This is a genomic window from Collinsella sp. CLA-ER-H4, from assembly GCF_040092395.1.
Taxonomy (GTDB): Bacteria; Actinomycetota; Coriobacteriia; order Coriobacteriales; family Coriobacteriaceae; genus Collinsella.
This window is the reverse complement of record NZ_JBBNLQ010000006.1, coordinates 95,762-120,221: the sequence shown is the minus strand read 5'-3', so window position 1 is coordinate 120,221 and position 24,460 is coordinate 95,762. Positions and strand designations below refer to the sequence as shown.

At 57.4% G+C, this 24,460-nt stretch carries 17 protein-coding genes and 1 pseudogene; 9 read left to right on the top strand and 9 right to left on the bottom strand.

Going from position 1 to position 24,460, the window contains the following annotated elements; translation table 11 throughout:
* Nucleotides 1–155 precede the first annotated feature (155 nt).
* Nucleotides 156–1,187: a transposase gene (locus tag AAAX34_RS05945; protein WP_349110405.1), complete on the top strand. Its 1,032-nt coding sequence runs from the start codon at nucleotides 156–158 to the stop codon at nucleotides 1,185–1,187.
* 231 nt (nucleotides 1,188–1,418) lie between these two features.
* Here the strand turns inward: AAAX34_RS05945 and grcA3 are convergent, their stop codons facing one another.
* The 4 genes from grcA3 to AAAX34_RS05925 form a co-directional block, all read right to left on the bottom strand.
* On the bottom strand, nucleotides 1,419–1,670 hold the full coding sequence (gene grcA3 / locus AAAX34_RS05940) for an autonomous glycyl radical cofactor GrcA3 (RefSeq protein WP_006234861.1): 252 nt from the start codon (nucleotides 1,668–1,670) through the stop codon (nucleotides 1,419–1,421).
* An 85-nt stretch (nucleotides 1,671–1,755) separates the two neighbouring features.
* Entirely contained in the window at nucleotides 1,756–3,807 is a 2,052-nt protein-coding gene (pflB, locus tag AAAX34_RS05935) for a formate C-acetyltransferase (protein ID WP_195445630.1), read from the bottom strand.
* Nucleotides 3,808–4,273: 466 nt separating this feature from the next.
* Nucleotides 4,274–5,293 (bottom strand): 2-keto-3-deoxygluconate permease, encoded by a 1,020-nt coding sequence (locus tag AAAX34_RS05930; RefSeq protein WP_349110404.1) that lies wholly within the window; start codon nucleotides 5,291–5,293, stop codon nucleotides 4,274–4,276.
* Nucleotides 5,294–5,401: 108 nt separating this feature from the next.
* Complete coding sequence (locus tag AAAX34_RS05925) at nucleotides 5,402–6,151, bottom strand: SDR family NAD(P)-dependent oxidoreductase (protein WP_006234857.1); 750 nt, start codon at nucleotides 6,149–6,151, stop codon at nucleotides 5,402–5,404.
* A 290-nt stretch (nucleotides 6,152–6,441) separates the two neighbouring features.
* Between AAAX34_RS05925 and AAAX34_RS05920 the strand changes: the two genes are divergently transcribed.
* From AAAX34_RS05920 to AAAX34_RS05900, 5 genes and pseudogenes are all read left to right on the top strand, one after another.
* Entirely contained in the window at nucleotides 6,442–6,891 is a 450-nt protein-coding gene (locus AAAX34_RS05920; RefSeq protein WP_050766108.1) for a MarR family transcriptional regulator, read from the top strand.
* A complete protein-coding gene (locus tag AAAX34_RS05915; protein WP_349110402.1) occupies nucleotides 6,888–9,254 on the top strand; it encodes an ABC transporter ATP-binding protein in 2,367 nt (788 codons plus the stop codon). Before AAAX34_RS05920 ends, AAAX34_RS05915 begins: the two co-directional genes overlap by 4 nt.
* Nucleotides 9,254–11,110 carry an ABC transporter ATP-binding protein gene (locus AAAX34_RS05910; protein ID WP_195620757.1) on the top strand — a complete coding sequence of 619 codons (1,857 nt, stop codon included), beginning with the start codon at nucleotides 9,254–9,256 and terminating at the stop codon, nucleotides 11,108–11,110. The genes AAAX34_RS05915 and AAAX34_RS05910 overlap by 1 nt, the downstream gene beginning before the upstream one ends.
* Before the next feature lie 577 nt (nucleotides 11,111–11,687).
* Entirely contained in the window at nucleotides 11,688–12,719 is a 1,032-nt protein-coding gene (locus tag AAAX34_RS05905) for a 3-deoxy-7-phosphoheptulonate synthase (RefSeq protein ID WP_006234851.1), read from the top strand.
* Nucleotides 12,720–12,953: 234 nt separating this feature from the next.
* Nucleotides 12,954–13,121, top strand: a pseudogene (locus AAAX34_RS05900) (LuxR C-terminal-related transcriptional regulator); the annotation flags it as partial.
* Nucleotides 13,122–13,443: 322 nt separating this feature from the next.
* Here AAAX34_RS05900 and AAAX34_RS05895 read toward each other — a convergent pair.
* The 5 genes from AAAX34_RS05895 to AAAX34_RS05875 form a co-directional block, all read right to left on the bottom strand.
* Complete coding sequence (locus AAAX34_RS05895) at nucleotides 13,444–13,797, bottom strand: hypothetical protein (RefSeq protein ID WP_152067587.1); 354 nt, start codon at nucleotides 13,795–13,797, stop codon at nucleotides 13,444–13,446.
* 15 nt (nucleotides 13,798–13,812) lie between these two features.
* Nucleotides 13,813–15,714: an ATP-binding cassette domain-containing protein gene (locus AAAX34_RS05890; protein ID WP_349110400.1), complete on the bottom strand. Its 1,902-nt coding sequence runs from the start codon at nucleotides 15,712–15,714 to the stop codon at nucleotides 13,813–13,815.
* Nucleotides 15,715–15,838: 124 nt separating this feature from the next.
* Nucleotides 15,839–17,572: a helix-turn-helix transcriptional regulator gene (locus tag AAAX34_RS05885; RefSeq protein ID WP_349110398.1), complete on the bottom strand. Its 1,734-nt coding sequence runs from the start codon at nucleotides 17,570–17,572 to the stop codon at nucleotides 15,839–15,841.
* Between the two features lie 461 nt (nucleotides 17,573–18,033).
* A complete protein-coding gene (locus AAAX34_RS05880) occupies nucleotides 18,034–20,271 on the bottom strand; it encodes an ABC transporter permease (RefSeq protein WP_349110397.1) in 2,238 nt (745 codons plus the stop codon).
* Nucleotides 20,261–21,046 carry an ABC transporter ATP-binding protein gene (locus AAAX34_RS05875; protein WP_349110396.1) on the bottom strand — a complete coding sequence of 262 codons (786 nt, stop codon included), beginning with the start codon at nucleotides 21,044–21,046 and terminating at the stop codon, nucleotides 20,261–20,263. Before AAAX34_RS05875 ends, AAAX34_RS05880 begins: the two co-directional genes overlap by 11 nt.
* 148 nt (nucleotides 21,047–21,194) lie before the next feature.
* On the opposite strand from AAAX34_RS05875, the gene vsr reads away from it, so the two are divergent.
* From vsr to AAAX34_RS05860, 3 genes are all read left to right on the top strand, one after another.
* Nucleotides 21,195–22,184, top strand: a complete 990-nt coding sequence (gene vsr, locus AAAX34_RS05870) for a DNA mismatch endonuclease Vsr (protein WP_349110394.1) — start codon at nucleotides 21,195–21,197, stop codon at nucleotides 22,182–22,184.
* 497 nt (nucleotides 22,185–22,681) lie between these two features.
* Nucleotides 22,682–23,611: a helix-turn-helix domain-containing protein gene (locus AAAX34_RS05865; RefSeq protein WP_349110392.1), complete on the top strand. Its 930-nt coding sequence runs from the start codon at nucleotides 22,682–22,684 to the stop codon at nucleotides 23,609–23,611.
* 56 nt (nucleotides 23,612–23,667) lie between these two features.
* Nucleotides 23,668–24,291, top strand: a complete 624-nt coding sequence (locus tag AAAX34_RS05860; RefSeq protein ID WP_349110391.1) for an HAD family hydrolase — start codon at nucleotides 23,668–23,670, stop codon at nucleotides 24,289–24,291.
* Nucleotides 24,292–24,460: the final 169 nt, after the last annotated feature.

Below are 24,460 nucleotides of genomic sequence, written 5' to 3'. Positions count from 1 at the left end.
ACCCGATCGGAGCATAGTTCCGTTAGCGCAGTTGGTGAAAGTACGTTAGCGGGGTCGGCGAAATCGCGTTAGCGCATTCGGCGAGATGCGTTTGCGAAAGTGGTCAATTTTAGATTAGCGCTAACACCAGGCACCTCGCGTCGCTGGGGATGCCCGTGCGCGAGGCGCTCTCCCCGGCGAGGACGCAGAGGAGGCGCCCGGGGCAGGGGAAGTGCGACGAGTCGGACGCGGAGAGGGCCGCCCGCGCGGCGATGTCCGGCTCGAAGCTCGGGACCCCCAAGAGCCAGGACGGGTGGGTCGACGGGGTGCGCTGCATGCTCGCGGCGCGCTCCGGGGCGGTGAAGGCGCGGACCTCGGCGATCAACACCGCGAGGTCGCTGCTCACCACCGCGCCGGAGGGGCTCAGGTCGAGGTTCCGCGGCATGGGAGGGCCGAGGCTGATGGAGGAGCTCCCCTCCGTGCGCGCCGAGGGCGCGCTGGGCGCCGCGCTCGGCGCGCTGGCGGACCTGTGGGCGGCGGCGCGCGACGCGGCGCTCGACATGGAGCGCGCGATCGAGGCGTCCCTGGAGGAGAACTGCCCCGCGCTGCTGGCGATGTACGGGTGCGGGCCCGTGAGCGCGGCCAAGCTCGCGGTCGCGGCCGGGGACAACCCGGGCAGGCTGCGCTCCGAGGCGTCGTTCGCGGCGATATGCGGGGCCTGCCCCATCCCCGCCTCGAGCGGCAAGACCGTGAGGCACAGGCTCAACAGGGGCGGCGACCGGCAGGCGAACAGCGCGCTGCACGAGATCGCGAGGCAGAGGGTCATGCGCGACCCCGAGACCGCCGAGTACGCCGAGAGGGCCAGGGGGCGGGGAAAGAGCGACAGGGAGGTCATGAGGTGCCTCAAGCGCTACGTGGCCAGGGAGGCGTACCGGGCGCTGATGCGCCCGCACGAGATCAGGAGGCCCGAGGACGCCTCGGAGCTCGTGGCGGCCAGGCGCGCGGCGAAGGTCAGCCAGGTGAGGGCGGCGTCCATACTGGGCACCAGCGAGAAGTACATCTCGATGCTGGAGAGGGGCCAAAGGGAGCTCAAGCCCATAAGGAGGGCCTACGAGGCATGGGTCGAGGCCGGACTTCCGCTCGATTGGGACAGGCAGGCCTTCGAGGCCGAGCGCAAAATGGATTCTAAAAAACACCTTGCCAAATAGGAGCGTCAGGACGCAAAGAGGCTCGCCGCACGAAGTGCGCAGCGAGCCTCTTTGCATGTCCGAGGACACCAATTTAATTTAGCGTGGTTCCTTAAAGGACGACAACGCAGGAGACCCGGCAAGGCCGGGAGCACTTTGTCTCGCAAACATTCCGCAGCCGCGAAGCGGCGAGGACGTTTGAGAGGCAAAGTGCGTAGGCCTTACCGGGTCTCCGGTGGGAGTTGAGTCCCTTTAGAACTTGTCGTGGAAGGTACGCGCAATGACCTCGTCCTGCTGCTCCTTGGTGAGCGTGTGGAAGTTCACGGCATAGCCGGAAACGCGGATGGTCAGCTGCGGATACTTCTCGGGGTGAGCCTGAGCGTCGAGCAGCGTCTCACGGTTGAAGACGTTGATGTTCAGGTGGTGGCCACCCTTCTCGGCGTAAGCGTCGAGCATGTGGACCAGGTTATCGGCCTGGGTCTCGGAAACTTCAGAAACCTTCATAATGTGTCTCCTTCGATTAATAGGCGCCGGCCGAAACCGGCGCACTAATCAGTAATCGTTATTGTTAGTATAGCACTAACAATAGTTACTCGCCCAGCTGATCAAGGTCGATATCGCCAAAGAACACCTGGTCCTCCTTGCCGAGCGCACTCGGGATGATGGAGAAGGTGTTGGAGATGCCGTCCTGAGCATCGCGGAACGGGAGCTTGGAAACCGAAGACAGCGAAGCGATGGCGCCGTGGCTATCGCGCTTGTGCATGGGGTTAGCACCCGGGGCGAACGGCTGGCCAGCCTTGCGGCCGTCGGGCGTGGAGCCGGTCTTCTTACCGTACACGACGTTGGAGGTAATGGTCAGAACCGAGGTCGTGGGCACGGAGTTGCGGTAGGTGTCGTTCATGCGGATGTACTCCATGAACTGGTGCACAACGTCGTGAGCGATCTGGTCGACGCGGTCGTCGTCGTTACCGTACTTGGGGAACTCGCCCTCGGTCTCGAAGTCGACGATGATGCCGTTCTCGTCACGGACGGGGTGGACCTTGGCGTACTTGATGGCGGACAGGGAGTCAGCCACAACGGAAAGGCCGGCGATGCCCGTAGCGAACCAGCGGTGCACGTGCTTGTCGTGCAGAGCCATCTGAATGCGCTCGTAGCAGTACTTGTCGTGCATGTAGTGAATGATGTTCAGCGAGTTGACGTACACGCCAGCAAGCCACTTCATCATGTCGTTGTACTTGGCCACAACGTCGTCGTAATCGAGCGTATCGCCCTCGACGGCGCGATACTTGGGGCCGACCTGCTTCTTGGAGACCTCGTCAACACCGCCATTGAGTGCATACAGCAGGCACTTGGCCAGGTTGGCGCGGGCACCGAAGAACTGCATCTCCTTGCCGATGCGCATGGAGGACACGCAGCAGGCAATGCCGTAGTCGTCGCCGTGATAGACGCGCATGAGGTCGTCGTTCTCGTACTGGATCGAGGAGCTGGCGACGGAAGTCTTGGCGCAGAACTTCTTGAAGTTCTCGGGCAGACGGGTCGACCACAGAACGGTCATGTTGGGCTCGGGGCTGGTGCCCATGTTCTCGAGCGTGTGCAGGTAGCGGTAGCTCATCTTGGTAACGAGCGTGCGGCCGTCAACACCCATGCCGCCGATGGACTCGGTGACCCACTGCGGATCGCCGGTAAACAGGGCCTGATACTCGGGGGTACGGGCAAACTTGACCATGCGAAGCTTCATGATGAAGTGATCCACGAACTCCTGGATCTGCTCCTCGGTAAAGGTACCGTTGGCAAGGTCGCGCTCGGCGTAGATGTCGATGAACGTAGAGGTACGACCGATGGACATAGCAGCGCCGTTCTGCTCCTTGACGGCAGCGAGGTAGGCGAAGTACATCCACTGGATGGCCTCCTGCGTGTTGGTAGCAGGGTTGGAAATATCGAAACCATAGGTCTCGGCCATCATCTTGAGCTCGCCGAGGGCGCGGATCTGCTCTTGCAGCTCCTCGCGATCGCGGATGTTGTCGGCGGTCATGACCGTCGGGGTGGAAGCCTTCTGGGCCTCCTTGTCCTTGATCAGGTAGTCGACGCCGTACAGGGCAACACGACGGTAGTCGCCGATGATGCGGCCGCGGCCATAGCCATCGGGCAGACCGGTGATGATGTGAGCCGAGCGGCAAGCACGCATCTCGGGGGTGTAGACATCGAAGACGCCAGCGTTGTGAGTCTTGCGCTCGAAGGTGTAGCGCTCGACAACGTTCTCGTCGACCTTGTAGCCGTGCTGGCTGGCGGCCTGGCAAGCGATGCGGATACCGCCGTTGACGTGCAGAGCGCGCTTGAGCGGCTTGTCGGTCTGGAGGCCGACGATGGTCTCCTTCTCGCGGTGGGCGTTATCGATGTAGCCAGCGGGGTGGCTCACGATACCCGTGACGATCTTGGTGTCCATATCGAGGACACCGCCCTGCTCGCGCTCCTTAAGCAGCAGGTCGAGAACCTCGCCCCACAGCTCCTTGGTACGCTCGGTCGGGCCGGCGAGGAACGACTCGTCGCCCTCATAGGGGGTGTAGTTCTTCTGGATGAAGTCTCGGACGTCAACCTCTCCCGTCCAGATGCCTTCCTTGAAGCCTTCCCATGCCTCCTGCATTGTGTAACCACGCTCCTAGTTACGTGTAATGCGGCGCTCTCTCACACCGCTGCTTATTGAATTCTTGAATTTTCGGCTTGCACTACCGGCTTCATTCGCCTTCCGTCGCGCGTTAGCACAAGGAAAACGTTTGTCCACCTTGGAACTGCAACCCAAAACCCAAGATTTCACCCGTTTGAGAAGGATAACATAGCCACCCCCTTCATCAGTGCTGTTATATGTTCCTTTTTTTCTACCATTAGGACGTTTTTAACAAATCCGCAGGAAATGCGAGCGCGAACAACTACCGTTCACCGATTTGTTTGGTATTTTTCCTTGCCTTTGTACGACGTTCACTCTAGCTGTTATGCCAGCTTTAGCATGGTAAAGTGCCCCAGAGACCCTACAGAAACTGCAGGGCGGCCACGGGATCCCCCGTGGCCGCCCTGTGGCATAGCTAGTTTTTAGCTTTGATTGCCGCTTGGCATTAGGCGGCTGCGGCGGCCTTGTCGGTCGTTGCCTTGCTATCGCCGTTGCCCTGGCCCTCAAAATGCTTGTAGCACCAGCTGGTGACCAGCGGGGTCAAAATAGCCGTCACGATTGCGCAGGCAGCAACCTGTGCCGTGGCCGTCGCGAGCACCGCACCGCCGTACAAGGCCTCGTTGACGCTTGCCATGGCAGCAGGCGTGGCCACATTGGCTCCGGCGCAGCTCGAAATGGCCGCACCTGCGACACCCGTACCGCCCGTGAGCTTATCGACCGCGATAACGGGAATTGCAAAGACCACCGAGCAGATCACGCCGAGCAGAATACCGGGGAGACCGCCATTAATGAGCTGGCCAAAGGTCATGGTCGAGCCCATGGCAAAGAAGACGAGCACGATGATGGCGGAAAGTGCCGGTGCCATCATCTTCTTAAAGCTGGGGAACAGGTTGCCCAGGATAATGCCAACGACAATCGGAAGGATGGCGCCCACGAGCGACCAGCCAATCGGAGCCTGACCGGCGGCGCCAAGGACAATCATCGTGACCGGAGGGCCGACAACGAGCGTGGTGATGGCGACGGCGCCACGCTCGGCCTCGTTGCCCATGGTGCCCATCAGTCCAGCGTACATAGCGTTGTTGGCACCTGTGCAAGCCGCCAGCATCACCATGGCAGAGATACCAAACAGGTTGTCGTTGAACACATAAAGGATGAGCAGCGACACGGCAACGACCACGATCTGCTTGACGGCGATGATGATGGCGCCGCGAGCAGCGGCGGCAGGAGCGCTCTTAAACGAAATCGTCGTGCCGACGATGAGCAAAAATGCGCCCACGAGCGGACCTGCACCCTGCTGGGTCATGCCAAGCGTAAAGCTGCCGAGCGTTTTGAACAGGTCGGGGAATAGCGTGTTGAGCAGGCAGCCCAACAGAAGCGGCACCAAAATATTGGCGCCCGGGATGGAGGACATCTTAAAGAACGGCTCCTTTGCCGCCGGCGCCTCCACCGCAGTCGATTCACTCATATATATCTCCTTTGGATGCATGCGAATCGTAGTCGCACGCGCCTATATCAAAAAGAAGGCGACGGTCCCGAGTCGCAGGAGCCGTCGCCGAATAATCGTCGTGGGGTATTACCCGTCCAGGACGATGCCGCCGTCGCAGTCGCCGATCTCGCCGTTCACGAAGCTGGCGAGGTCGGAAGCGAAGAACAGCACCATCTGCGCAGGCTCGCTGGCCTGGGCGGCGCGGCCCAGAGGAATACCGTTGATGATGCGCTGAGAGTTCTCGTCAGAGAGAATCGAGGTCATATCGGTCAACGTAAGCGACGGGCACACGGCGTTGCAGCGGACGCCAAACTTGCCGCCTTCCTTGGCGACTGCCTTGGTTAGACCGTTAACACCGGCCTTGGAGCTGGCGTAGGCGGCTGTGCCGAGCAGGCCGCCACCGATCTTGCCCGCAACGGAACTCACGTTGACGATAGTGCCGGCATGGGCCGCCTTAAAGTGCGGGTACACGGCGTTCATCATAGTGAAGGTACCGTTGAGGTTGATGTCGATGGTGCGACGCCACTCGGTGTCATCGATCTCGTCGAACTTCTTGGTGCTGATGACGCCAGCGCAGTTGATCAGGATGTTGGTTTGCGGCAGGTCCGTAAAAATCTGCTCGACGGTCTCGCGCGCCTTGGGTGCATCGGCGACATCGAGCTGATAGAACTTGTTGCCCTCGCCAAGCTCGGCCACCGCGGCCTCGCCCTTAGCAGCGTTCCTTGCGATGAGCGCGACATGTCCGCCGCCCGCGACGATGCCCTTGGCGATCTCGAGGCCAATGCCCTGAGTGCCGCCCGTGACAATCGCGGTCTTACCCGTGAAGTCAAATGCCATGACTCCATCCCCCTTTATATAAGGTGTCTCCTCGCGGGAAGTTGGAGCATCGCACGTGGCGATTATATGAGTCCCAGTCGTCATGGTGGTGACAACCCCTCGCCTAACCGCGTGCATGATAATTCTTTGAAACGCTACAATTATTGAATTATTTTAATTCTTTATACGCTCTTTATATTGCCTAGCGGCCAAGTAGATTTTTGGGACATGCCTAGAAATCTACCGAATGGAATGCTTGGGCGGGGGTATCATCTTTCACCGAAATTAGTTTCTAGTGTTAGGAGTTTTCGGTGGAAGATACCGATTTCCATGAGCTTGGGCGTCAGCTCTTTACCGAGTTTGGCAGCATGCACCAGCGCGTTTCGCGCTTTGCCGACCAGGCTCTGGGTGGCGAGATGGCCGTCATGCGCGCCCTCATGCGCGCCGGCGGCTCGCTCACGCCGAGCGAACTCGCCGATCGTGCCTGGGTCTCGAGCGCCCGCATCGCCAATATCCTGCGCGCCCTCGAGGCCAAGGGCTGGGTCGAGCGCGAGCACTCAAAGACCGACCGTCGTCGCGTACACGTCACGGTGACCGACAAAGGATTCCAGGTTATCGAAATCAAACGTCGGGAATTCGAGGACCGCACCGCGGCCTTCCTCGAGCAGCTTGGCGAAACAGATACCCAAGAGATGGTGCGCCTTCTTAGACGTGCCAACGAAATTATCGACCGCAATCAAGAAAGGAGAGATGCCGAGTGAGGATTCTCAAGCTCTTTAAAAAACATATCCTGGCACTGTTCGCAGCTATCGTACTTATCGTAATCAGCTGCAACGCCGATCTGGCGCTGCCTACCTATATGAGCGACATCGTCGACGTGGGTGTGCAGCAAGGCGGCATCGCGTCGCCCGTACCCGACACCATTCGCGCCGAATCGCTCGACGACCTCGAACTCTTTATGAGCGCCAAGGACGCCAAGGCTGTGGAGGCCGTGTTTAGCAAGGCTGACAAAAACGACATTCGAACGTACGAGGGCACCGAGGAAGAGCGTGCCGATGGAGGCAAGATTGCCGACATTATGAGCCTGCCCGAGACTGTTGTCCTTTCGCTCAACCAGGGCATCGACGCCAACTCCATGGGCGACATGATGGGCTCGTCCAGCGAGAAAGACGACAACGCTGCCCAGGCCATGCCCACCCCCGAGCAAATGGCAGCGATGACGCCCGAGCAGCTCGCCGAGATGCAGCAGAAGGCCGCGGCGGCGCAGAACATGCAAAAGCAGATTGATGCCGACGGCGGTAAGATCACTATGAAGAGCCTGCGCCTGGGTGTCGAGGGCGGTCTGGTAGACCAAAGCAAGCTCGTCGAGGGCGCCAACCAAATGGCGGACAAAATGGGCTCCATGTCGGGCTCCATCGTCACCCAGCGCGCCGTGAGCTATGTACAGGACGAGTACAAGGCGCAGGGCATCGACCCCGCCGACGTGCAGAACGCCTACCTGAGCCGCATGGCGACCACGATGTTTGGACTGTGCCTCGTGTCGCTCGTCGCCACCATCCTGACCGGTGCCGTGGCTTCGCGCACCGCCTGCTCCATCGCCCGCGACCTGCGCCGCGAGACCTTCAACAAGGTTATGCACTTCTCGCCGGCCGAGGTGGGCAAGTTTAGCCAGGCCTCGCTCATCACCCGCTGCACCAACGACATTCAGCAGATCCAGATGGCCGCAACTCTGTTTATCCGCATGTGTCTGATGGCCCCCGTCATGGGCATCGTCGCCGTCATGCGCGTCCTGGCCAACCATACCGGCCTGGAGTGGACCATCGCCGTTGCCATCATCGCGGTCTCGGCCGTCGTCGGCGTGCTTATGGGCCTCACCATGCCCAAGTTCAAAAAGATGCAAAGCTTTGTTGACCGCGTGAACCTTACCGCCCGCGAGCTGCTCGACGGCCTTATGCCCATCCGCTCGTTCAACCGCGAGGAACATGAGCTCGAACGTTTTGACAAGGCGTCGCTCGACCTGATGACCACGCAGCTCTACACCAACCGAGCCATGAGCTTTATGATGCCGCTCATGATGCTCGTCATGAACTGCATCACCGTGCTTATCGTCTGGTTTGGCGCGCAGGGCGTGTCCGACGGCGTGATGCAGGTCGGCAACATGATGGCGTTTATCTCCTACACCATGCAGATCGTCATGGCGTTTATGATCCTCACCATGGTTTCGGTCATCCTGCCCCGTGCCGAGGTCGCAGCCGAGCGCGTAGATGAGGTCATCACCTGCCCCACGAGCATCAACGACCCCGCCTCGCCCAAACTGCCCGCTGCCAGCGCGCCGCGCGGCGAGCTCACCTTCCGTGACGTGAGCTTCCAGTATCCCGATGCCCGCGCCGACGTCATTAGCGGCGTAAACTTCACCACGCACGCCGGCCAGATGCTCGGCATCATTGGTTCCACGGGCTCGGGCAAGTCCACGCTCGTGCAGCTGATTCCGCGCCTGTACGACGTCACGGGCGGCAGCATTTCGCTCGACGGCATCGACGTGCGCGACATGACCCTTTCCGAGCTGCGCCGCCGCATCGGTTATATTCCGCAGCAGGGTCGTCTGTTCTCGGGTACCGTCGAGAGCAACCTCAAGTTTGCCGGCGACATGGTGAGTGACGAGGATATGCGCCAGGCAGCACGCGTCGCCCAGGCGGAAGACTTTATCGCCGAGCGCGAGGGCGGCTACGACTCCCCCATCAGCCAGGGCGGCTCCAATGTCTCGGGCGGTCAGCGCCAACGCCTGGCCATCGCCCGCGCATTGGCCAAAAAGCCCGAGGTCGTGGTGTTCGATGACTCGTTTAGCGCCCTCGACTACAAGACCGACGCGCGCCTGCGCGAGGAGCTGGCAAAAAACGTTACCGACGCCGCACTCGTGGTCGTAGCCCAGCGCATCGCGACCATCATGCACGCCGACCAGATCATCGTGCTCGACGACGGCCACGTAGTGGGCACCGGCACGCACGAGGAGCTGCTGCGCAGCTGCCCGGCGTACCTGGAGATCGCACAGTCGCAGCTTTCCGCCGAGGAGCTGGGGCTTACCCAAAAAGAAATTGCAGCCGTCACGGAAGGAGGCGAGCGCTAATGGCAGACGAGACCAAGACTCAGATTCCCAAGCCCACCCGCCAGCGTGGTCCCATGGGCCGCATGGGTGGCATGCGCCGCGGCGAAAAGGCCAAGGACTTTAAGGGCACCATGAGGCAGCTGCTCGGCTATATCGGCCAGCACAAGATTGCCGTGTTTGCCGCCGTCGCCTTTGCCGTGTGCTCGGTCATCTTTAACATTGTGGGACCCAAGGTGCTCGGCCAGGTTACGACCAAGCTGTTCGAAGGCCTGGTCGCAAAGGTCAACGGTACCGGCGACGTTGACTTTGACTGGATCGCCAAGACGCTCGGCTTCTTGCTCTGCCTGTATCTGGCGAGCTCTGTCTGCAGCCTGGTCCAGGGCTGGCTCATGACCGGCGTCACGCAAAAGATCTGCTACCGCATGCGCAAGGAAATCGCCGCCAAGATTGCCGTCGTGCCGATGAGTTACTTCAACGGCCACAGCAAGGGAGACGTACTCAGCCGCATCACCAACGACGTCGATACGCTGGGTCAGTCGCTCAACCAGAGCGTGACGCAGCTCATCACCTCGGTGACGCAGATTATCGGCGTGCTCGTCATGATGCTTTCGATCAGCCTGCCGCTTACCGGCGTCACCGTGCTCACGCTGCCGGCCGCCGCGATTATCTTGACCGTAATGATTCACTTCTCGCAGCCGTACTTCCGCGAGCAGCAGCAGGTTCTGGGCGCCGTCAACGGCATTATCGAGGAGGACTTTGCCGGCCAGAACGTCATTCAGGTGTTCGACCGCGCCGAGGCCTCGATCGAAGAGTTCGACCGTCAAAACGACCGCCTCTTTATTAGTGGCTGGCGCTCGCAGTTCCTGTCGGGCCTGATGATGCCGCTTATGAGCCTGGTGGGTAACATGGGCTACGTGGGCGTTGTCGTGGTGGGCGCACAGCTCGCACTGACCGGCAACGCCACGCCCGGCGACATCCAGAGCTTTATCCAGTACGTTCGCAACTTTACGCAGCCCGTGCAGCAACTGGGCAACGTGAGCAACACGATGCAGTCGATGGCAGCCGCCACCGAGCGCGTCTTTGAGTTCCTGGCCGCGCCCGAGGAGGAGCAGAAAGCCGACGCGCAGATTCCCGAAAAGCGCCCCGGCCATGTGGAGTTTGATCACGTCAAGTTTGGCTATACGCCCGACAAGACCATCATCCACGACTTTAGCTGCGAGGCGCAGCCCGGCCAGACCATCGCCATCGTCGGTCCTACCGGCGCCGGCAAGACCACGCTCATTAAGCTGCTGCAGCGCTTCTACGATGTGGACGGCGGTTCGCTGCGCGTCGAGGGTGTCGACGTGCGCGACTGGGACCGCGCGGCGCTGCGCGGCGAGTTTGCCATGGTGCTGCAGGATACCTGGCTGTTTAACGGCACCATCCGCGAGAACATCCGCTACGGACGCCCCGATGCGAGCGATGCCGAAGTCGAGGCCGCCGCACGCGCCGCACGCTGCGACCACTTTATCCATACGCTCGCCGGCGGTTACGACTTTATGATCAACGAGGAGGGCACCAACCTGTCGCAGGGTCAGCGCCAGCTCGTGACCATTGCCCGTGCCATTTTGGCCGACCGCCCGGCGCTAATTCTGGACGAGGCAACCTCCAACGTTGACACTCGTACCGAGGAGCTTATTCAGCGTGCCATGGATGCGCTGATGCAGGGCCGTACCAGCTTTGTTATCGCGCACCGCCTGTCCACGATCCGCAACGCCGACGTGATCTTGGTAATTCGCGACGGCGATATCGTCGAGAAGGGCACGCACGACGAGTTGCTCGCCCAGGGCGGCTTCTACGCCGATCTGTACAACTCGCAGTTCGACGAGGCGGCGTAAATTCTGCCGCGGGGAACGAATAACGCCCGAGAACGGGGGCGCAGGACAACCTGCGCCCCCGTTTTTGCTCTGCGGCCCTCAAACCGTCTCCCCTGGGACCTGATTGGCAGCCCCTTCGAGGCCCCGTGGGCAAAAAAGGGCAAATATGAGTACTGTTACCTTTTTAGTAACAGCCAAAACAGCCCCAAATGCCGTTTTCACGGCTTACACGCGTCCCTAAATTGATCAAACAGCCCTATAGCGGACTTATATGTGTTTGCGTTAATAAACATATTTTGCTGTTATGTCTATTATTTTGCGAAGGCAATATGATACCAAGATAGCAACCGTACTCATATTTGGCATTTTTTGCCCACAGGGTATTTCCTGGGGAACTGACAACAGCCTTAGGGTCCCGCGCGGCGCCGCTCCCTCCCGGCATTCGCCGACGTTTGCCCAGATAAAACCTGCCAAAATAAACCTGTCTCTTTTTGGTAGGTTTCGGGGTGACAAGGGCTTGCACTTTAGCGTGCGACAGCGGATAATGCCGAGCATTCGACAATGTTCTCGTTGCCATCAATTGATTGAGGAGGCCCCTATGGCCATGGAATTCAAACGCAGGCTGCCGATCCCTATGGAGATCCGCGAGGAAATGCCGCTTTCTGCCGAGCTTACCGCCAAAAAGCAGGCATTTGACGCCGAGGTCGCCAAAGTCTTTACCGGCGAGGACGCGCGCAAGGTGCTCATCATCGGCCCGTGCTCTGCCGACCGCGAGGATTCGGTGCTTGAGTACATGAACCGACTGGCCAAGACCGCCGAGGAGGTCAAGGACAAGCTCATCATCATTCCGCGCGTCTACACCAATAAGCCGCGTACCAAGGGCACCGGTTACAAGGGTCTTCTGCACAACCCTAACCCCGAGGCGCCCGACGACCTGCTCGAGGGCGTCAAGGCCATCCGCCACATGCACCTGCGCGTTATTGAGGAAACGGGCTTCTTTACCGCCGATGAGATGCTCTACCCGTCCAACTACCAATACCTCGTCGACCTGCTGAGCTATGTTGCCGTGGGCGCACGCTCGGTCGAGAACCAGGAGCATCGCCTGGTGTCGAGCGGCATTTCGGTACCCGTCGGCATGAAGAATCCCACTGCCGGCTCTACCACCGTTATGCTCAACTCCATTTACGCCGCGCAGGCGCACCAGAGCTTCATCTTCCGCAACTGGGAGGTCGAGTGCGACGGCAACCCGCTCGCACACGCCGTTATGCGTGGCTACATCGGTCTCGATGGTCGTACCTACCCCAATTACCACTACGAGCACCTGGAGCGCCTGGCCGAGCGCTATACCGAGCACGCCGGCTACGCCAACCCGGCGGCGGTCATCGACTGCAACCACGACAACTCGGGCAAGCGCCCGCTGGAGCAGTACCGCATTTGCAAGGAGGTGCTCGACAGCTGCCGCCGTAACGAGTCCATCTCTAAGCTGGTCAAGGGCTTTATGATCGAGTCCTACCTGGAGGACGGCAACCAGCCGGTCGACGGCGGCGTCTTTGGCAAGTCGATCACCGACCCGTGCCTGGGCTGGGAAAAGACCGACTACCTCATCCACGAGATCGCGGAACGTATTTAGTTACGCGGTTTTACCAAACCGCGTAACGACTCGACGCTGCACGGGCCGCACCTGTACAATCTGACGTTCAACTTCAAGGGCGCGACCAGAAGGTCAGCGCCCTTTCGTTTGACGCGGCAGTTAGGGACGTTCTTTTCCTGCCGGCAGTCAGGGACATTCCCTGGGTAGTCGTTGGGGACGTTCTTGTTTGACTAGTCGTTTAAGAACGTCCCCAACGACTACAAGCTCTCCAACCGCGAGGCCGAGGTTTTGCGTCTGGTTGTGCTGGGCAAATCAAACCAAGAGATTGCTGACGAGCTGTTCCTTGCCGTGGACACCGTCAAGACCCACATCCACAACATCCTGGTCAAAACCGTGCAGCAAAACCGCACGACGCTCATTCTCCGCTTCTGGAAGCGCTAACCTGCCAAAAAGGGACAGGTTTATTTTGGCAGGTTTTATCTGGGCAAACGTCCAAACCGCCGCGAAGGGGGAGTTGCCCCCCCTTCGCGGCGGTTTTTGGTTCATGGTTTCATTCGTCTCAATCTGTAACGCGTAGAGGACAAATCGCCGTCTTACTGTTACAGATCGAGACGAGTTATAGAGTGCGCGTCGAATAGTCTCAATCTGTAACAGGTAGAGACGTTTTTGCCAGCCAGGTGTTACAGATTGAGATGAACGAAGGGCAGCAGCGTTAAACAAGTCCGCCGCAAAGCAATTCGGAGAGATCCGATCCTAGAGTTATCTACCAGGTACGATATGTGCACTGATATTTTGTCTCAAACCCGGGCATCCCGTTGCCGCGCGGGCTTAACGCTGCACCCGTATAGAGAATCGTTTGCCCCGTACGAGAATACGAAGTTTTAAAAGACAGCCTCTTGTATGTCTGATCGAAGCAATCAATATTCTCGCTCGGGTGGTTTGCAGTGGAGAACGATTTGTAGGTGTCCAAGACATCCGCCGTCACAAGACGACAAGGTGCAACAGAACCTGCATCTGGTTGCGCCGACGCATAAGTGGGAATTACGGCCATCGACAGAGCGAACATAATACATGCGCACATTGCCTTCACATAGTTCTTCGCTACATTTCGCTTCATGGTCATCTTCCTTTCCTAGTTTTTGTTATCGTTCGTCTTGAAAAGCTGCGCGTACACATTACCGATCCATTTCGAATCACCTCCCATTTCTCGGGTAACGACACGCGAGCCATCTCGTGTGAACAATACGGAAGCATCGCAAAGCGATTCGAGATTTCCGATTAGATGAGAAGAGATAATGACATGCGCCCCCCTACCCGCATCGTCTCTAAGAGCATTCGAAACGATTGCGACGTGTCTCACATCAAGTGCATTCATGGGCTCATCCAAAAGGACGACTTCGCAATAGGACATATACGCCATCGCCACATTGAGTAATTGTCTATTTCCATCAGACAGCCTAGATACGGGCGTATTCTTCAACCCAGTCAAGTCAAAGCGATCAAGCACCTGGTCCAAAGTGCGAGGTGAATGCCAAATTCGCCTGCATCGGTCGAGATGGAAAGCGACTGTCATGTATGGAATCAATAGAGACGGCCCATTCGGAACCAAGAAGAATTCCTTTCTCATTTCCTCACAGTCGACACATGCTTTTGCATGAAAACAGAGAGAACCTGACACGCGCACTGATGACCCAGCGTCTCCCCAAAGAGCATTAAGTAACGTAGTCTTGCCATATCCATTTGGCGCGACAAGACCCCATATCTGGCCAGCGGGCATATCAAACTGCAATCCCTTTGCCAGCTGGTTTTTTTCAACCGTCAACACATCCAGCGACAGAGAGAGCAAGCTTTTCTCGCCCAAACTATCCGGACTAATATGGTTCCAGGCCCAGCGATTCTTGCTTTTTAGACGCGAAAACGAGATGATTCCCAACGCACAGACAACAAGCGTGCCCATTACGGCAAAGAAACAGTGCAGCGCACTGGCTTCAGGAACGAGTGATACCTCAGCTCCATTGGCGTAAGAAGCGCCGCCGAGTGCAAGCGAAGAGACAGAATAGCTCGGCACCATATACGGCAGCAACGCATGCCATGGAGCATCTTTGCTCGCATAAAACGGAAGCTGGCTTATGCCCCCCACAAGAGCGACCACCATGGACGAAATGGCCCTGTTTCTGCTTCCTGCGTATACGCACACGCCCAAACAAGCAAACATCATAGACAACGCAGCCTCAAAGACAGCAAATAGCCCAAGCTGAACTAACACAGTTCTTTCGACCACGTCACCATACTGAATGAATACGACTGGGTACTCCGTCTGACCGGCACCGTTAAGCACCGTTGCCAATACAAAACAGGGAGCCAACGCCAGAACCAAAACCGTCATCGATGCAATGCCAGAGACGAGAACGCGGCATGCATTCATCTCTAACTTTGACAACAAAGCCCGATCGTAGAACCGCTTTCCATCCCCCTCAAGCGACATATAGAGGACGAGAACCGGAACTAAAAGCCACGCTATTGCAGGAACAGCGCCGCAATAATATGCAAGAAGATTCATCCCAGGCATTTTTGTTGTTGAGCCGTACGATTCCGGATGGGGCAGCATTGCTATGGCTCGGGGAAGACGCTCTTGGGCCTCAAGCGATAGCTCCGAATCAACGCCATTCAAATAACCGAGTCGGTATTCCTTGAGCAATAGATTGTCGTAATCGGCAATCGCATCGTAATACCCTCTGGAATCTGCCTTGTTTTCAAGCGCTCGATCAAGACACGCCCTTTCGTCGGCAATGATGCTGTTGAGCTCCTGTGGGGCGGTGTCATAAACGCCGCCAGAGACTTGAGAGGCCAACAATGCCCTCTGCTCCTCGATGGAACCTCTGCCATATAGATAATCTGCCCCCGTTGGAACGGATAGAAAAACCGGGATGCAGAATACGAGCGCGAGCAGCGCCGTCAACAACATAATTCCCCGGTTGCGCGCAAGAACTTCTAAATTAAGCCGTACATATGTGAGGCAATCACAAACCTTCACAGCAAGCACCTCCGGTTCGCAACACACGGATCGTCGGACCCGTTGTCCGGAAGTATCGCCTTCATCGTCTGAACTGTCTGTAGACGTGCGGGATGGACTTATGATCTTGTTTGTCTACAGGCTTCTACCTGCCATTTTCTACAACATCAGCTATAAGACAAAATACTTTATCTCTAAGTTCACGCTCCGAGTGAACTCCAAGCAAGGCATAGCTCTTGCTCTTGGCCTCTTTGACGGTTCCCCGAGCAACATTAAGATGCGCGCAAATCTCGGTGGTTCTATTGCCATCAAAAACGCATGCCATGATGTCGGCATAAAGCGGCGTGAAGCCAAGCCTCAAGAAAGCCTCACGCACGGCATCGCGTCGATCACCCGCCCGAGCTGCATCTTTCAAACGCAAGGATAGCAGCGAATAAGTCAGAAGGATAAGTACGACAAGGAACGCGATCACGCGTAAAGCAGGCAAAAGGACGCCAACGGACTCACCGCTCCCAACGGACTCAAAGAAAATGTACAGTCGACTTACTGCATCGTGAGCCCAGAACGCTATTCCGGCACCCGCGGATACCGAAGAAAGACTCAGTTCAGGTGAGCAACATAAATGCATTTCTGTCATCCGCCGTATAACCGCATAGCAACACAGGGCCAAAAGCACTGTGGCTATCGATAGGATTATCACATCATGCTCAAAGCTGAAGCATACGAGGATTTCCTCGATGCCCATTCCAGACGCATACATAAACAGGAAGCAGGCGAAGACTATCCTGCAGTTCCGATTGGACGATGAGAGCCTCAGTGATTCTGAACGGTGATCATGGTCATTTGTTGCGTCGAAATGCCACGTATCCTTTGACGAAAGAAGTTCAGCCGTCGCCTCCGAAATGCTTTTATATCCGGTTTTAGTCAAGGCCCGCGACAAATAGGTACGGGCGGTAGACGGGGAAATATCCAAGGCAGAAGCAATCTCCTCGTACGTTTTTCCCTCTATCCTCATAGAGAAAACCGCGGACTCCCTTTGAGAAAAACCCAAAGTCGCAGGGATATCGGCAACTGCAGAGCGTTTTCCTCCTAATTTGGCATCCGCAGAAAAAGCGCTCGTTAAGTCGGGTAACGATCGCATTATGGCCCTGACAAGGATGCTGCCCAAGACAGTCACCAGAAGCAGTGCGATCTCTTGACGCCCACCAAAGCTCAGGAGCACAGCTCCGATGTTTATATTGCGCGAAAACAAACAATCCAAATCAAGAGCAACGGCAGCATTACCAAACGCAAGAGGTTCGACGAGCGAGGCAGCAACCCCCATCTCGGCGTTAACGGAAAGGATAGAACCGATGGACTCCATCAACGAGGCGAGAAGAAACTGAAGGCCAACAAGCAAAGCAATCAAGAGTACAACGGGGCTGTAAAGGGCGAGCTCAGGATACCCATGGAGAACAGGGCCATCGGCTACATGTTTCCCCGTTGATCCCGCACGCATGTTTGTGAATTCACCGCCAAGCGCCCAAGAACAGCAAGCGACAAGCAAGGGGGCTAGCAACAACAAAATGAACGCGAGCGCCGAAACCACACCATGAAATTGATGAAACACATTAAGAGATACCGTGAACATCGCGAGAAGTGCAATATCTACGAGCATAAGTCCAAAAAGCCGTTTGGAAATACCCGGTCTCACGGGGCGAGAGATGAGACCCACACAGAAGCCCGAAAGCAGATGCAGACCGATAAGAACGGTGCCAGAAAGGCCCGCATAAATACTTGGCGCCATACAATACAGACCAGCCGCCCCTATAAACAACATAATTGAATGCCAGAGGAACGAGCGCTTTACGTTTTGTAGATCAGCCGCCTCGATTGCCATAAATTCAAAGCTCCTAGATAGCATTTTGGCTATTTTAACATCGGCCCCAGCGTTAAAAAACTGTTACCCGAATTAATCAATATACCCCCTCCGCTAAAAGGCACCACGCTCATCCTCCACTTCTGGGAGCGCTAGCCTGTCAAAAGGGGACAGGTTTATTTTGGTAGGTTTTATCTGGGCAAACGCCAGGCGCCGCGAGGGAGCCGCCTTCCCTCGCGGCGGTTTTCTAGCAGAAAAACCAAGTGAGTAGGCTTTTTTCAGGAAGCCAAGCACGCCCCAAAACATCACTGCCCTGACCTGCGGTTTTATTGAGCATTTGTCCCGATGTGCTCGGCAGGTTCAAAAAAGTCTACTCACTTGTATCTGAGACGCACCAGGTTGGCAAAAACCGCCGCGAAAGGGCCCCTGGTCCCTTCGCGGCGGTCATACGCCTCTGATTTTGCGACGATTTTGCCCGCTTGTTACTCGCTGTAGCGGGTGGCGATGGCGGCTCGCACCATGCCGGTACTCATGAGGTAGGTCACCAGGAAGTAGCCACCGTATGCTGCCAGGAAGATTGCACAGGTGAGGCCCACGGTGCCGCCGATGCTCATAGCTCCGAACGTGCTCACCAGCTCGATGATCACCTTAAGTGCCACAAAGGAGTGCGCCAAGCCCACTGCCAGCGGGAACAGGAAGAATACCGCTTGCTGCGCCATCACCGAATGGCGAATCTGGCGGTCGTCACAGCCGATCTGTGCCAGCACACGATAGCTGCGGCTGCCGTCGGCCACGTTGGAGAGTTGCTGGATCGACAGAATCGCCGCGCATGCAACGACCAATACAAAGCCGATGTAGATGGCTAGGTAGCTAATAAGACCGTTCATTTGCGCTGCCTGCGTGTACATCTCGGAGCGTGTGATGAAGGTTCCCCACGACCCCGGCTCCTTGCCGTCAACGAGCAGATTGTCGAGCACAGTGTATTTAATGCTCTCGTCTGCCTCGGTCGTATCCATCCCCTGTTTGTAGTTAACGAGCAGGCTACTGGAATACGGCTGCAGATTAAGTTGGGACAACAGCTCGTCGGCAACGACGACGGTACCCGGATTACTGCCCATCGCCGAGTTGGCGATGGCCGCCGTATCTTCGTCCGACTTATCGGTTGCGGGCTTGAGCGTATGCCCGCCCAAGGTAAGGGCATGGCCGCTAGCCATATACTTGGTGTACAGGTCGACCAGCTCGCCGCCCATATCACACGTGAGCAGATACTGGTCGCGGCCAATGCTCACCGGCTCCTCGCCCATCATCTGGCGCAGTTTGTTGTACTGGCTCGCCGGCGTCACAAACAGACCCATCGCATCGGCATTGCTACCCCCGAGCGCCTTGGGAAGCTTTTCGCCCATGGTCTTGCACATTTCACTTGGAGTCACCGAAGGATCCGAGCCGCCGAGCGGGTAACTCAGATACGAATCGATCTGCACATGCTCACCGGCAACATCGGCGATATTGACCTTCTTGCCGGTCTCGTCGTTGTTGTCCGCCGACTTGCCCTTAATACCGTCTGCAACGTTATCGTGATCGATACGATCGCCGTGCCATGCGGAGTACAAATCGACCGTACTATCGGCCAGCACCATTCGATCGGCCTCAGACGGATTGAAAGACTCTTTGTAGAAGTCGAGCGTATCGGGCGTGTAATAGACATACGTCTGCGACATGTCGGCCGGATTATAGCGCTCCAGGTTTTCGTTCATCACGTTGGCAATCGACATACCGCACGTCACCGAGGTGATGGCCAAAAACAGGAGCATCGCGATGACGCCCATCGAAAAGCACACCGTGTTGACCTTGGCCGCAAGCTGGCGCACGGTAAACATGTTGAGGCCGCGCCAATACACGCCGCGCAGGCTCTGCACCAGCTTGATGAGCATGCCCGAGAGTCCCCAGAACAGGGCAAAGGTGCCCACGGTAACCATAGCGGTCGTAATACCAAACTGGTTCATGGCCTCTTGCAACTTGCTGTCCGTCGCAGTTAGCGGGAACCCATCACGTAGCAGACGGTAATAGGCCACGCCCACAAGCACCACGCCCACGGCAAAGATGGCAATCGCGATCCAGGGGTTGCGTGTCTTGATGCTCTCGTTGCGACGCTCGGCACCCATAAGCTCGATGAGTTTGGTACGACGCACGGCGCGAAGGTTCAGCAGTAGCGTGAGCACAAACATTACGAGCATGCAGGCAAGGGTCAGATTGAACGCATGCACCGAGAAAAAGAAGTGGAAATTGGCGATCTGTGTCTTAAAGAGCGAGGCCGTAAAGAACGTCATGAGCTGGGAGAGTCCCACACCCAGCACAATGCCGGCGACAAAGGCCACGACCGACACTATCACGGTCTCGAGCGACATGATCGTGGCGACGCGCCCGCGCCCCATGCCGAGCACCTGGTACAGGCCAAACTCCTTCTTGCGGCGTTTCATGATGAAGTTATTGGCGTACACCATCAAAAAGGCCATGACACCGGCCAAAAAGTACGTCAGGTCGCCGAGCATGCTGCCCATAACCTGCGCCAAGCCCTTTTCATCGATTCCGGCGATGTCGACCTGCATCGAGATGGTGTTAAAGGCATAGAAGACCGTGACGCCCAGGGTGAGCGTCAAAAGGTAGACGAGGTAGTCGCGGCCGGCGCGGCGGACGTTGCCCCAAGCGAGTTTACAGAGCATCGGAGCCTTCACCGCCCATCATGGCAACGACCTCCATAATGCGGTCGAAGAACTCTCGGCGGTCGGTGTCGCCGCGGCGCAGATCGGTGAAGATCTTGCCATCGCGAATAAACAGCACACAGCTCGTGTAGCTGGCGGCAAAGCTGTCGTGCGTGACCATGAGCACCGTGGCGCGCAGGCGGCGATTGAGGGCCTCCAGGCTCTCGAGCAGCAGGCGGGCACTCTTGGAATCGAGGGCGCCGGTGGGCTCGTCGGCCATGATCATGGTGGGGTCGGTGACGAGCGCGCGGGCCGCGGCAACGCGCTGCTGCTGACCGCCGGACATCTGGTAGGGATACTTGTCGAGCACCTGACTGATAGACAGACGCGCGGCCACATCCTGCACGCGGGTCGAGATCTCTGCCGAGTTTGTGCGGGCAATGGTGAGCGGCAGGGCGATGTTCTCGCGTGCCGTGAGCGTATCGAGCAGGTTGGAGTCCTGGAAGATAAAGCCGAGCTCCTCGCGACGGAACTGCGAAAGCTTAGCCTGCTTCATGCGCGTAACGTCCTGCCCGTTGATGCGGATGGTGCCGCTCGTGGCGCTATCGATGGTCGAAACGCAGTTGAGCAACGTCGACTTGCCCGAGCCCGAAGCGCCCATGATGCCAACAAATTCGCCGCGGTTGACGGTAAAGCTGACGTCGTTGAGCGCGCGGGTCACGTTGCCCAGCGCTCCATATACCTTTTCGAGATGCGCGACCTCCAGTACCGGGGTCGCCATGTGCGTGGTTTGCATACCGAGTCCTTTCTTGCGATTAGTCTACGGCATCTATAGTCGCAAGAAGACGAGTCAGCTACCATCGATATGGCTTACGCTTGCCTTACCGTTGTGTAAGGTACGCGTAGCTACCCTGCCACGTGTTGATGTTGAGAGAGGACTCCTGTTGAAGACTGTTCATGTTGCCGCTGGGATCATTCGCAAGGAAGGATCTGATGAGCTGCTTGCCGTGCAGCGCGGCTACGGCGACATGCAGGGACTTTGGGAGTTTCCCGGTGGCAAGCTCATGCGCGGCGAGTCGCCCGAGGACGCCGTACGCCGCGAGCTTATGGAAGAGTTGCAGGTCAAAGTCACCAATCTGCGCGATTTCTATACCGTTGAGTACGACTACCCCGATTTTCATCTTTCCATGGAGTGCTACTACTGCTCGCTGGCTAAAGAGTCTGGCGAGCCCCAGAAGCACGACCGCCAGCTCGATATCCGCTGGATTCCGCGCACCTCGCTTGCCACCGTTGAGTGGATGCCCGCCGACAAGGGACTCATTGATGCCCTAATTGAGTTGAAGGAAGACCGGCTTAAGGTCAACAGCACTGCCAAAGATGCCGAGGCCGCCACGACCGAACGCCCCGTCGCCAAGCCCAAGCGCGCACCTAAGCGCCGCAGCAAAAAGCGCCCCAAGCCCGGCCTGCTGGACGGCATCGACACCTCGGACCTCTCCGCCGACGAGCGTGAGCTCGTGCGCCGTCGCGCTGCCATCAAAAAATCCATGAAGGGCAACAAGCGTGCGAACACCAAACCCGAGCTGCTCGTTCGCCAGCGCCTGCGCGCCGCAGGCCTTACGGGATACCGTCTGGAATGGAAGGTGCCCGGAAAGCCCGACATCGCCTTTCCCGGGCGCAAGATCGCCATCTTCGTCAACGGCTGCTTTTGGCACCGCTGCCCCAAGTGCAATCCGAGCCAGCCCAAGCGCAACGTTGAGTTTTGGGAGGCAAAGTTCCGTCGCAACGTCGAGCGCGACCGTGCTGCTGTGACAGCACTCACTCAAATGGGCTGGACACCCATAACCATCTGGGAATGCGAGCTCAAAAAAGACCGCATCGACGCCACGATGGAAAAGGTCATCGAGCAGGTGCGCGCCGCAGAGCCGCAGCGCTAACAGTGAGCATTCACACGCTCCGCACGTCCGCGCCACATCCACGTCACAAACCTTAGAAAGCCCTTAAGCCCAAAACCTTTCAAGAGTGTTACCCGATAGCTTTGACCTGCGGTTTCATCACAACGTCAAACCTCATTAAGCTTTTCTTTAGCGATTCTTTGCAACAGCCGCGGCATAATACTGCCAACGCACGGGACCTAGCAGCACACCCCGTGCGCAACCTTTTGGTGGACATCGAGGAGGCCGCATAAGCATGCATTCTTCCAACGACGCAGCACAGCAGCCATCCCTAACACATGCAGACCTTTTCTCCTTCCCCCCGACACAGAGAAACGGTCTCCTCGACTCCCCCACCACAAAAACCAAGCGCTCAGCCGATCAGAGCCACAACTTGAGAGCATCGTTCGAAAAGCTCCAAGCATCCCTAGACAAGGCGTTCCCCGAACAGGCAAGAGCAATCTAAGCCCATCGCGCTTTATACTGATGCCATGCGAAACATGGATCACATAGAATTGCACCGCGGAGGACGCGAGGAAGCGTTTCCCGAGACCGCCGAAGACTGGCCCTATATTGCCGAACGCACAGAATTCGCTCGCTATCCGGGCAATTCCGTCCCCTGGCACTGGCATTCCGAAGTTGAGCTTTTCTACATGGAGCAGGGAGCGATTGACTATCGAACGCGCGCGGCTCATGAGCACGTACGCTTTGAGGAAGGGTCCGCCGGCTTTATCAACGGCGGCGTTTTGCACAGCACGCTGCAATCACCCAATTCGGCACCAGCCATTCAAATGTTGCATATCTTTCAGCCGTCGATGCTCGGCGATCCCGCGGGACGCCTTCAAAAGCGCTATATCAATCCTTTGCTGCAATGTCGAGGCGTCGATGTGCTCAAATGGTCGCCCACCAACCCCGACGATATGCCCTTTATCGATTTGCTAAAGAGTTCCTTTAACCACGACCTTCAACGGCCGCAGAACGAGATGGCGCTTCGAAATAGTTTGTCAGAGCTCTGGATTCAGATTTACGCCAAGGCCGAACCGCTCTTTTCCTCCGACAACGCCTCTTGGATGACCAACCGCGACGTACAGTTCAAGGCAATCCTGGACTATATCCGCGCAAACTATGCAGCCGCTATAGATGTGCCCCAGATGGCATCTGCAGCCGGCGTAAGCGAAAGAGAGTGTTACCGCATTATCGAAGCTTGCGCAGGAACGACCCCGGCGGCATATCTGCGCGCATACCGCGTAAACCGTGCTTGCGAACTTTTGGCACACACCACGCGAACGGTCCAGACAGTCGCGCGCCAATGCGGCTTTGCGACAGCAAGCCATCTTGGCCAGGTATTTAAAGAACAAATGGGATGCACTCCTTCGAGCTATCGAGCAGCGAGGCAGAATCTCGATAGTACCAGGCAGAAATCCCGCTAGCCCTTCTTCTGTCACCGCATCAAACTTGCAGGCAAACAACAGAGAGGAGCAATCATATGAAGCACTTTGACCATATCGTATTTGACGTTGATGGGACATTGGCAGATACAGAAGAAAGCGTTCTGTCATCGCTTGTCCAGATTGTCCAAGAAGAAACCGGCAAAACGCTCCCCCGACACGAGCTTGAATTTGCCCTCGGCATACCCGGCAAGAACGCCCTTGAGAAACTTGGGATCTACTCACAGGCAACGCTGGATCGCTGGTGCCAAGTTGCCGCCAGCTTTAAAAGCACCATCAGCGTGTTTCCCGGCTTGCACGAAGTTATCGCAACACTCTCCGACAACGGTTGCAAACTTGGCATCGTCTCCTCACGTGCGCGCGACGAATACGCAGAAGAAATTGCACCCCTTGGCTTCGATAAGTATTTTGAGCACATCATCCTTGTCGAAGACACAACCGAACATAAACCCGCACCCGCTCCCATGCTCGAATATCTCCGGCGTACGGGCGCGAATCCTGGCAACGTCGTCTACGTTGGCGACACCGTCTACGACGAACAATGCGCAACTTCGGCAGGGGTCAGTTTTGCCAGAGCGGCATGGGGATCACACCAAGACATCCCAAACGCCACCTACAACCTCAAAACCCCCAACGACCTGCTAACCCTAACAACCAAGTAACCCCCGCGCCCCACCCTTTCAGCCCCAACACCACAAGGGCGATTGAGCAGGACGGTTTGGGCGGGTCCCCGTACTTAGTTTCCAAAATCATTCCACAGCGCGAAGGCTTCTTATTATTTTCAGACCTAACGCCACAAGGGCGACGACCTCGAGAAGGTCAACTTGGGAG

What these genes read in the sequence shown, in the direction of transcription:
- AAAX34_RS05930 (WP_349110404.1), bottom strand. Translation starts at nt 5,293, where the DNA reads ATGAGTGAATCGACTGCGGTGGAGGCGCCGGCGGCAAAGGAGCCGTTC.
- AAAX34_RS05880 (WP_349110397.1), bottom strand. Translation starts at nt 20,271, where the DNA reads ATGCTCTGTAAACTCGCTTGGGGCAACGTCCGCCGCGCCGGCCGCGAC.
- AAAX34_RS05895 (WP_152067587.1), bottom strand. Translation starts at nt 13,797, where the DNA reads ATGAAGCGAAATGTAGCGAAGAACTATGTGAAGGCAATGTGCGCATGT.
- AAAX34_RS05885 (WP_349110398.1), bottom strand. Translation starts at nt 17,572, where the DNA reads ATGGCAATCGAGGCGGCTGATCTACAAAACGTAAAGCGCTCGTTCCTC.
- AAAX34_RS05905 (WP_006234851.1), top strand. Translation starts at nt 11,688, where the DNA reads ATGGCCATGGAATTCAAACGCAGGCTGCCGATCCCTATGGAGATCCGC.
- AAAX34_RS05875 (WP_349110396.1), bottom strand. Translation starts at nt 21,046, where the DNA reads ATGCAAACCACGCACATGGCGACCCCGGTACTGGAGGTCGCGCATCTC.
- AAAX34_RS05865 (WP_349110392.1), top strand. Translation starts at nt 22,682, where the DNA reads ATGGATCACATAGAATTGCACCGCGGAGGACGCGAGGAAGCGTTTCCC.
- pflB (WP_195445630.1), bottom strand. Translation starts at nt 3,807, where the DNA reads ATGCAGGAGGCATGGGAAGGCTTCAAGGAAGGCATCTGGACGGGAGAG.
- AAAX34_RS05925 (WP_006234857.1), bottom strand. Translation starts at nt 6,151, where the DNA reads ATGGCATTTGACTTCACGGGTAAGACCGCGATTGTCACGGGCGGCACT.
- AAAX34_RS05860 (WP_349110391.1), top strand. Translation starts at nt 23,668, where the DNA reads ATGAAGCACTTTGACCATATCGTATTTGACGTTGATGGGACATTGGCA.
- AAAX34_RS05910 (WP_195620757.1), top strand. Translation starts at nt 9,254, where the DNA reads ATGGCAGACGAGACCAAGACTCAGATTCCCAAGCCCACCCGCCAGCGT.
- grcA3 (WP_006234861.1), bottom strand. Translation starts at nt 1,670, where the DNA reads ATGAAGGTTTCTGAAGTTTCCGAGACCCAGGCCGATAACCTGGTCCAC.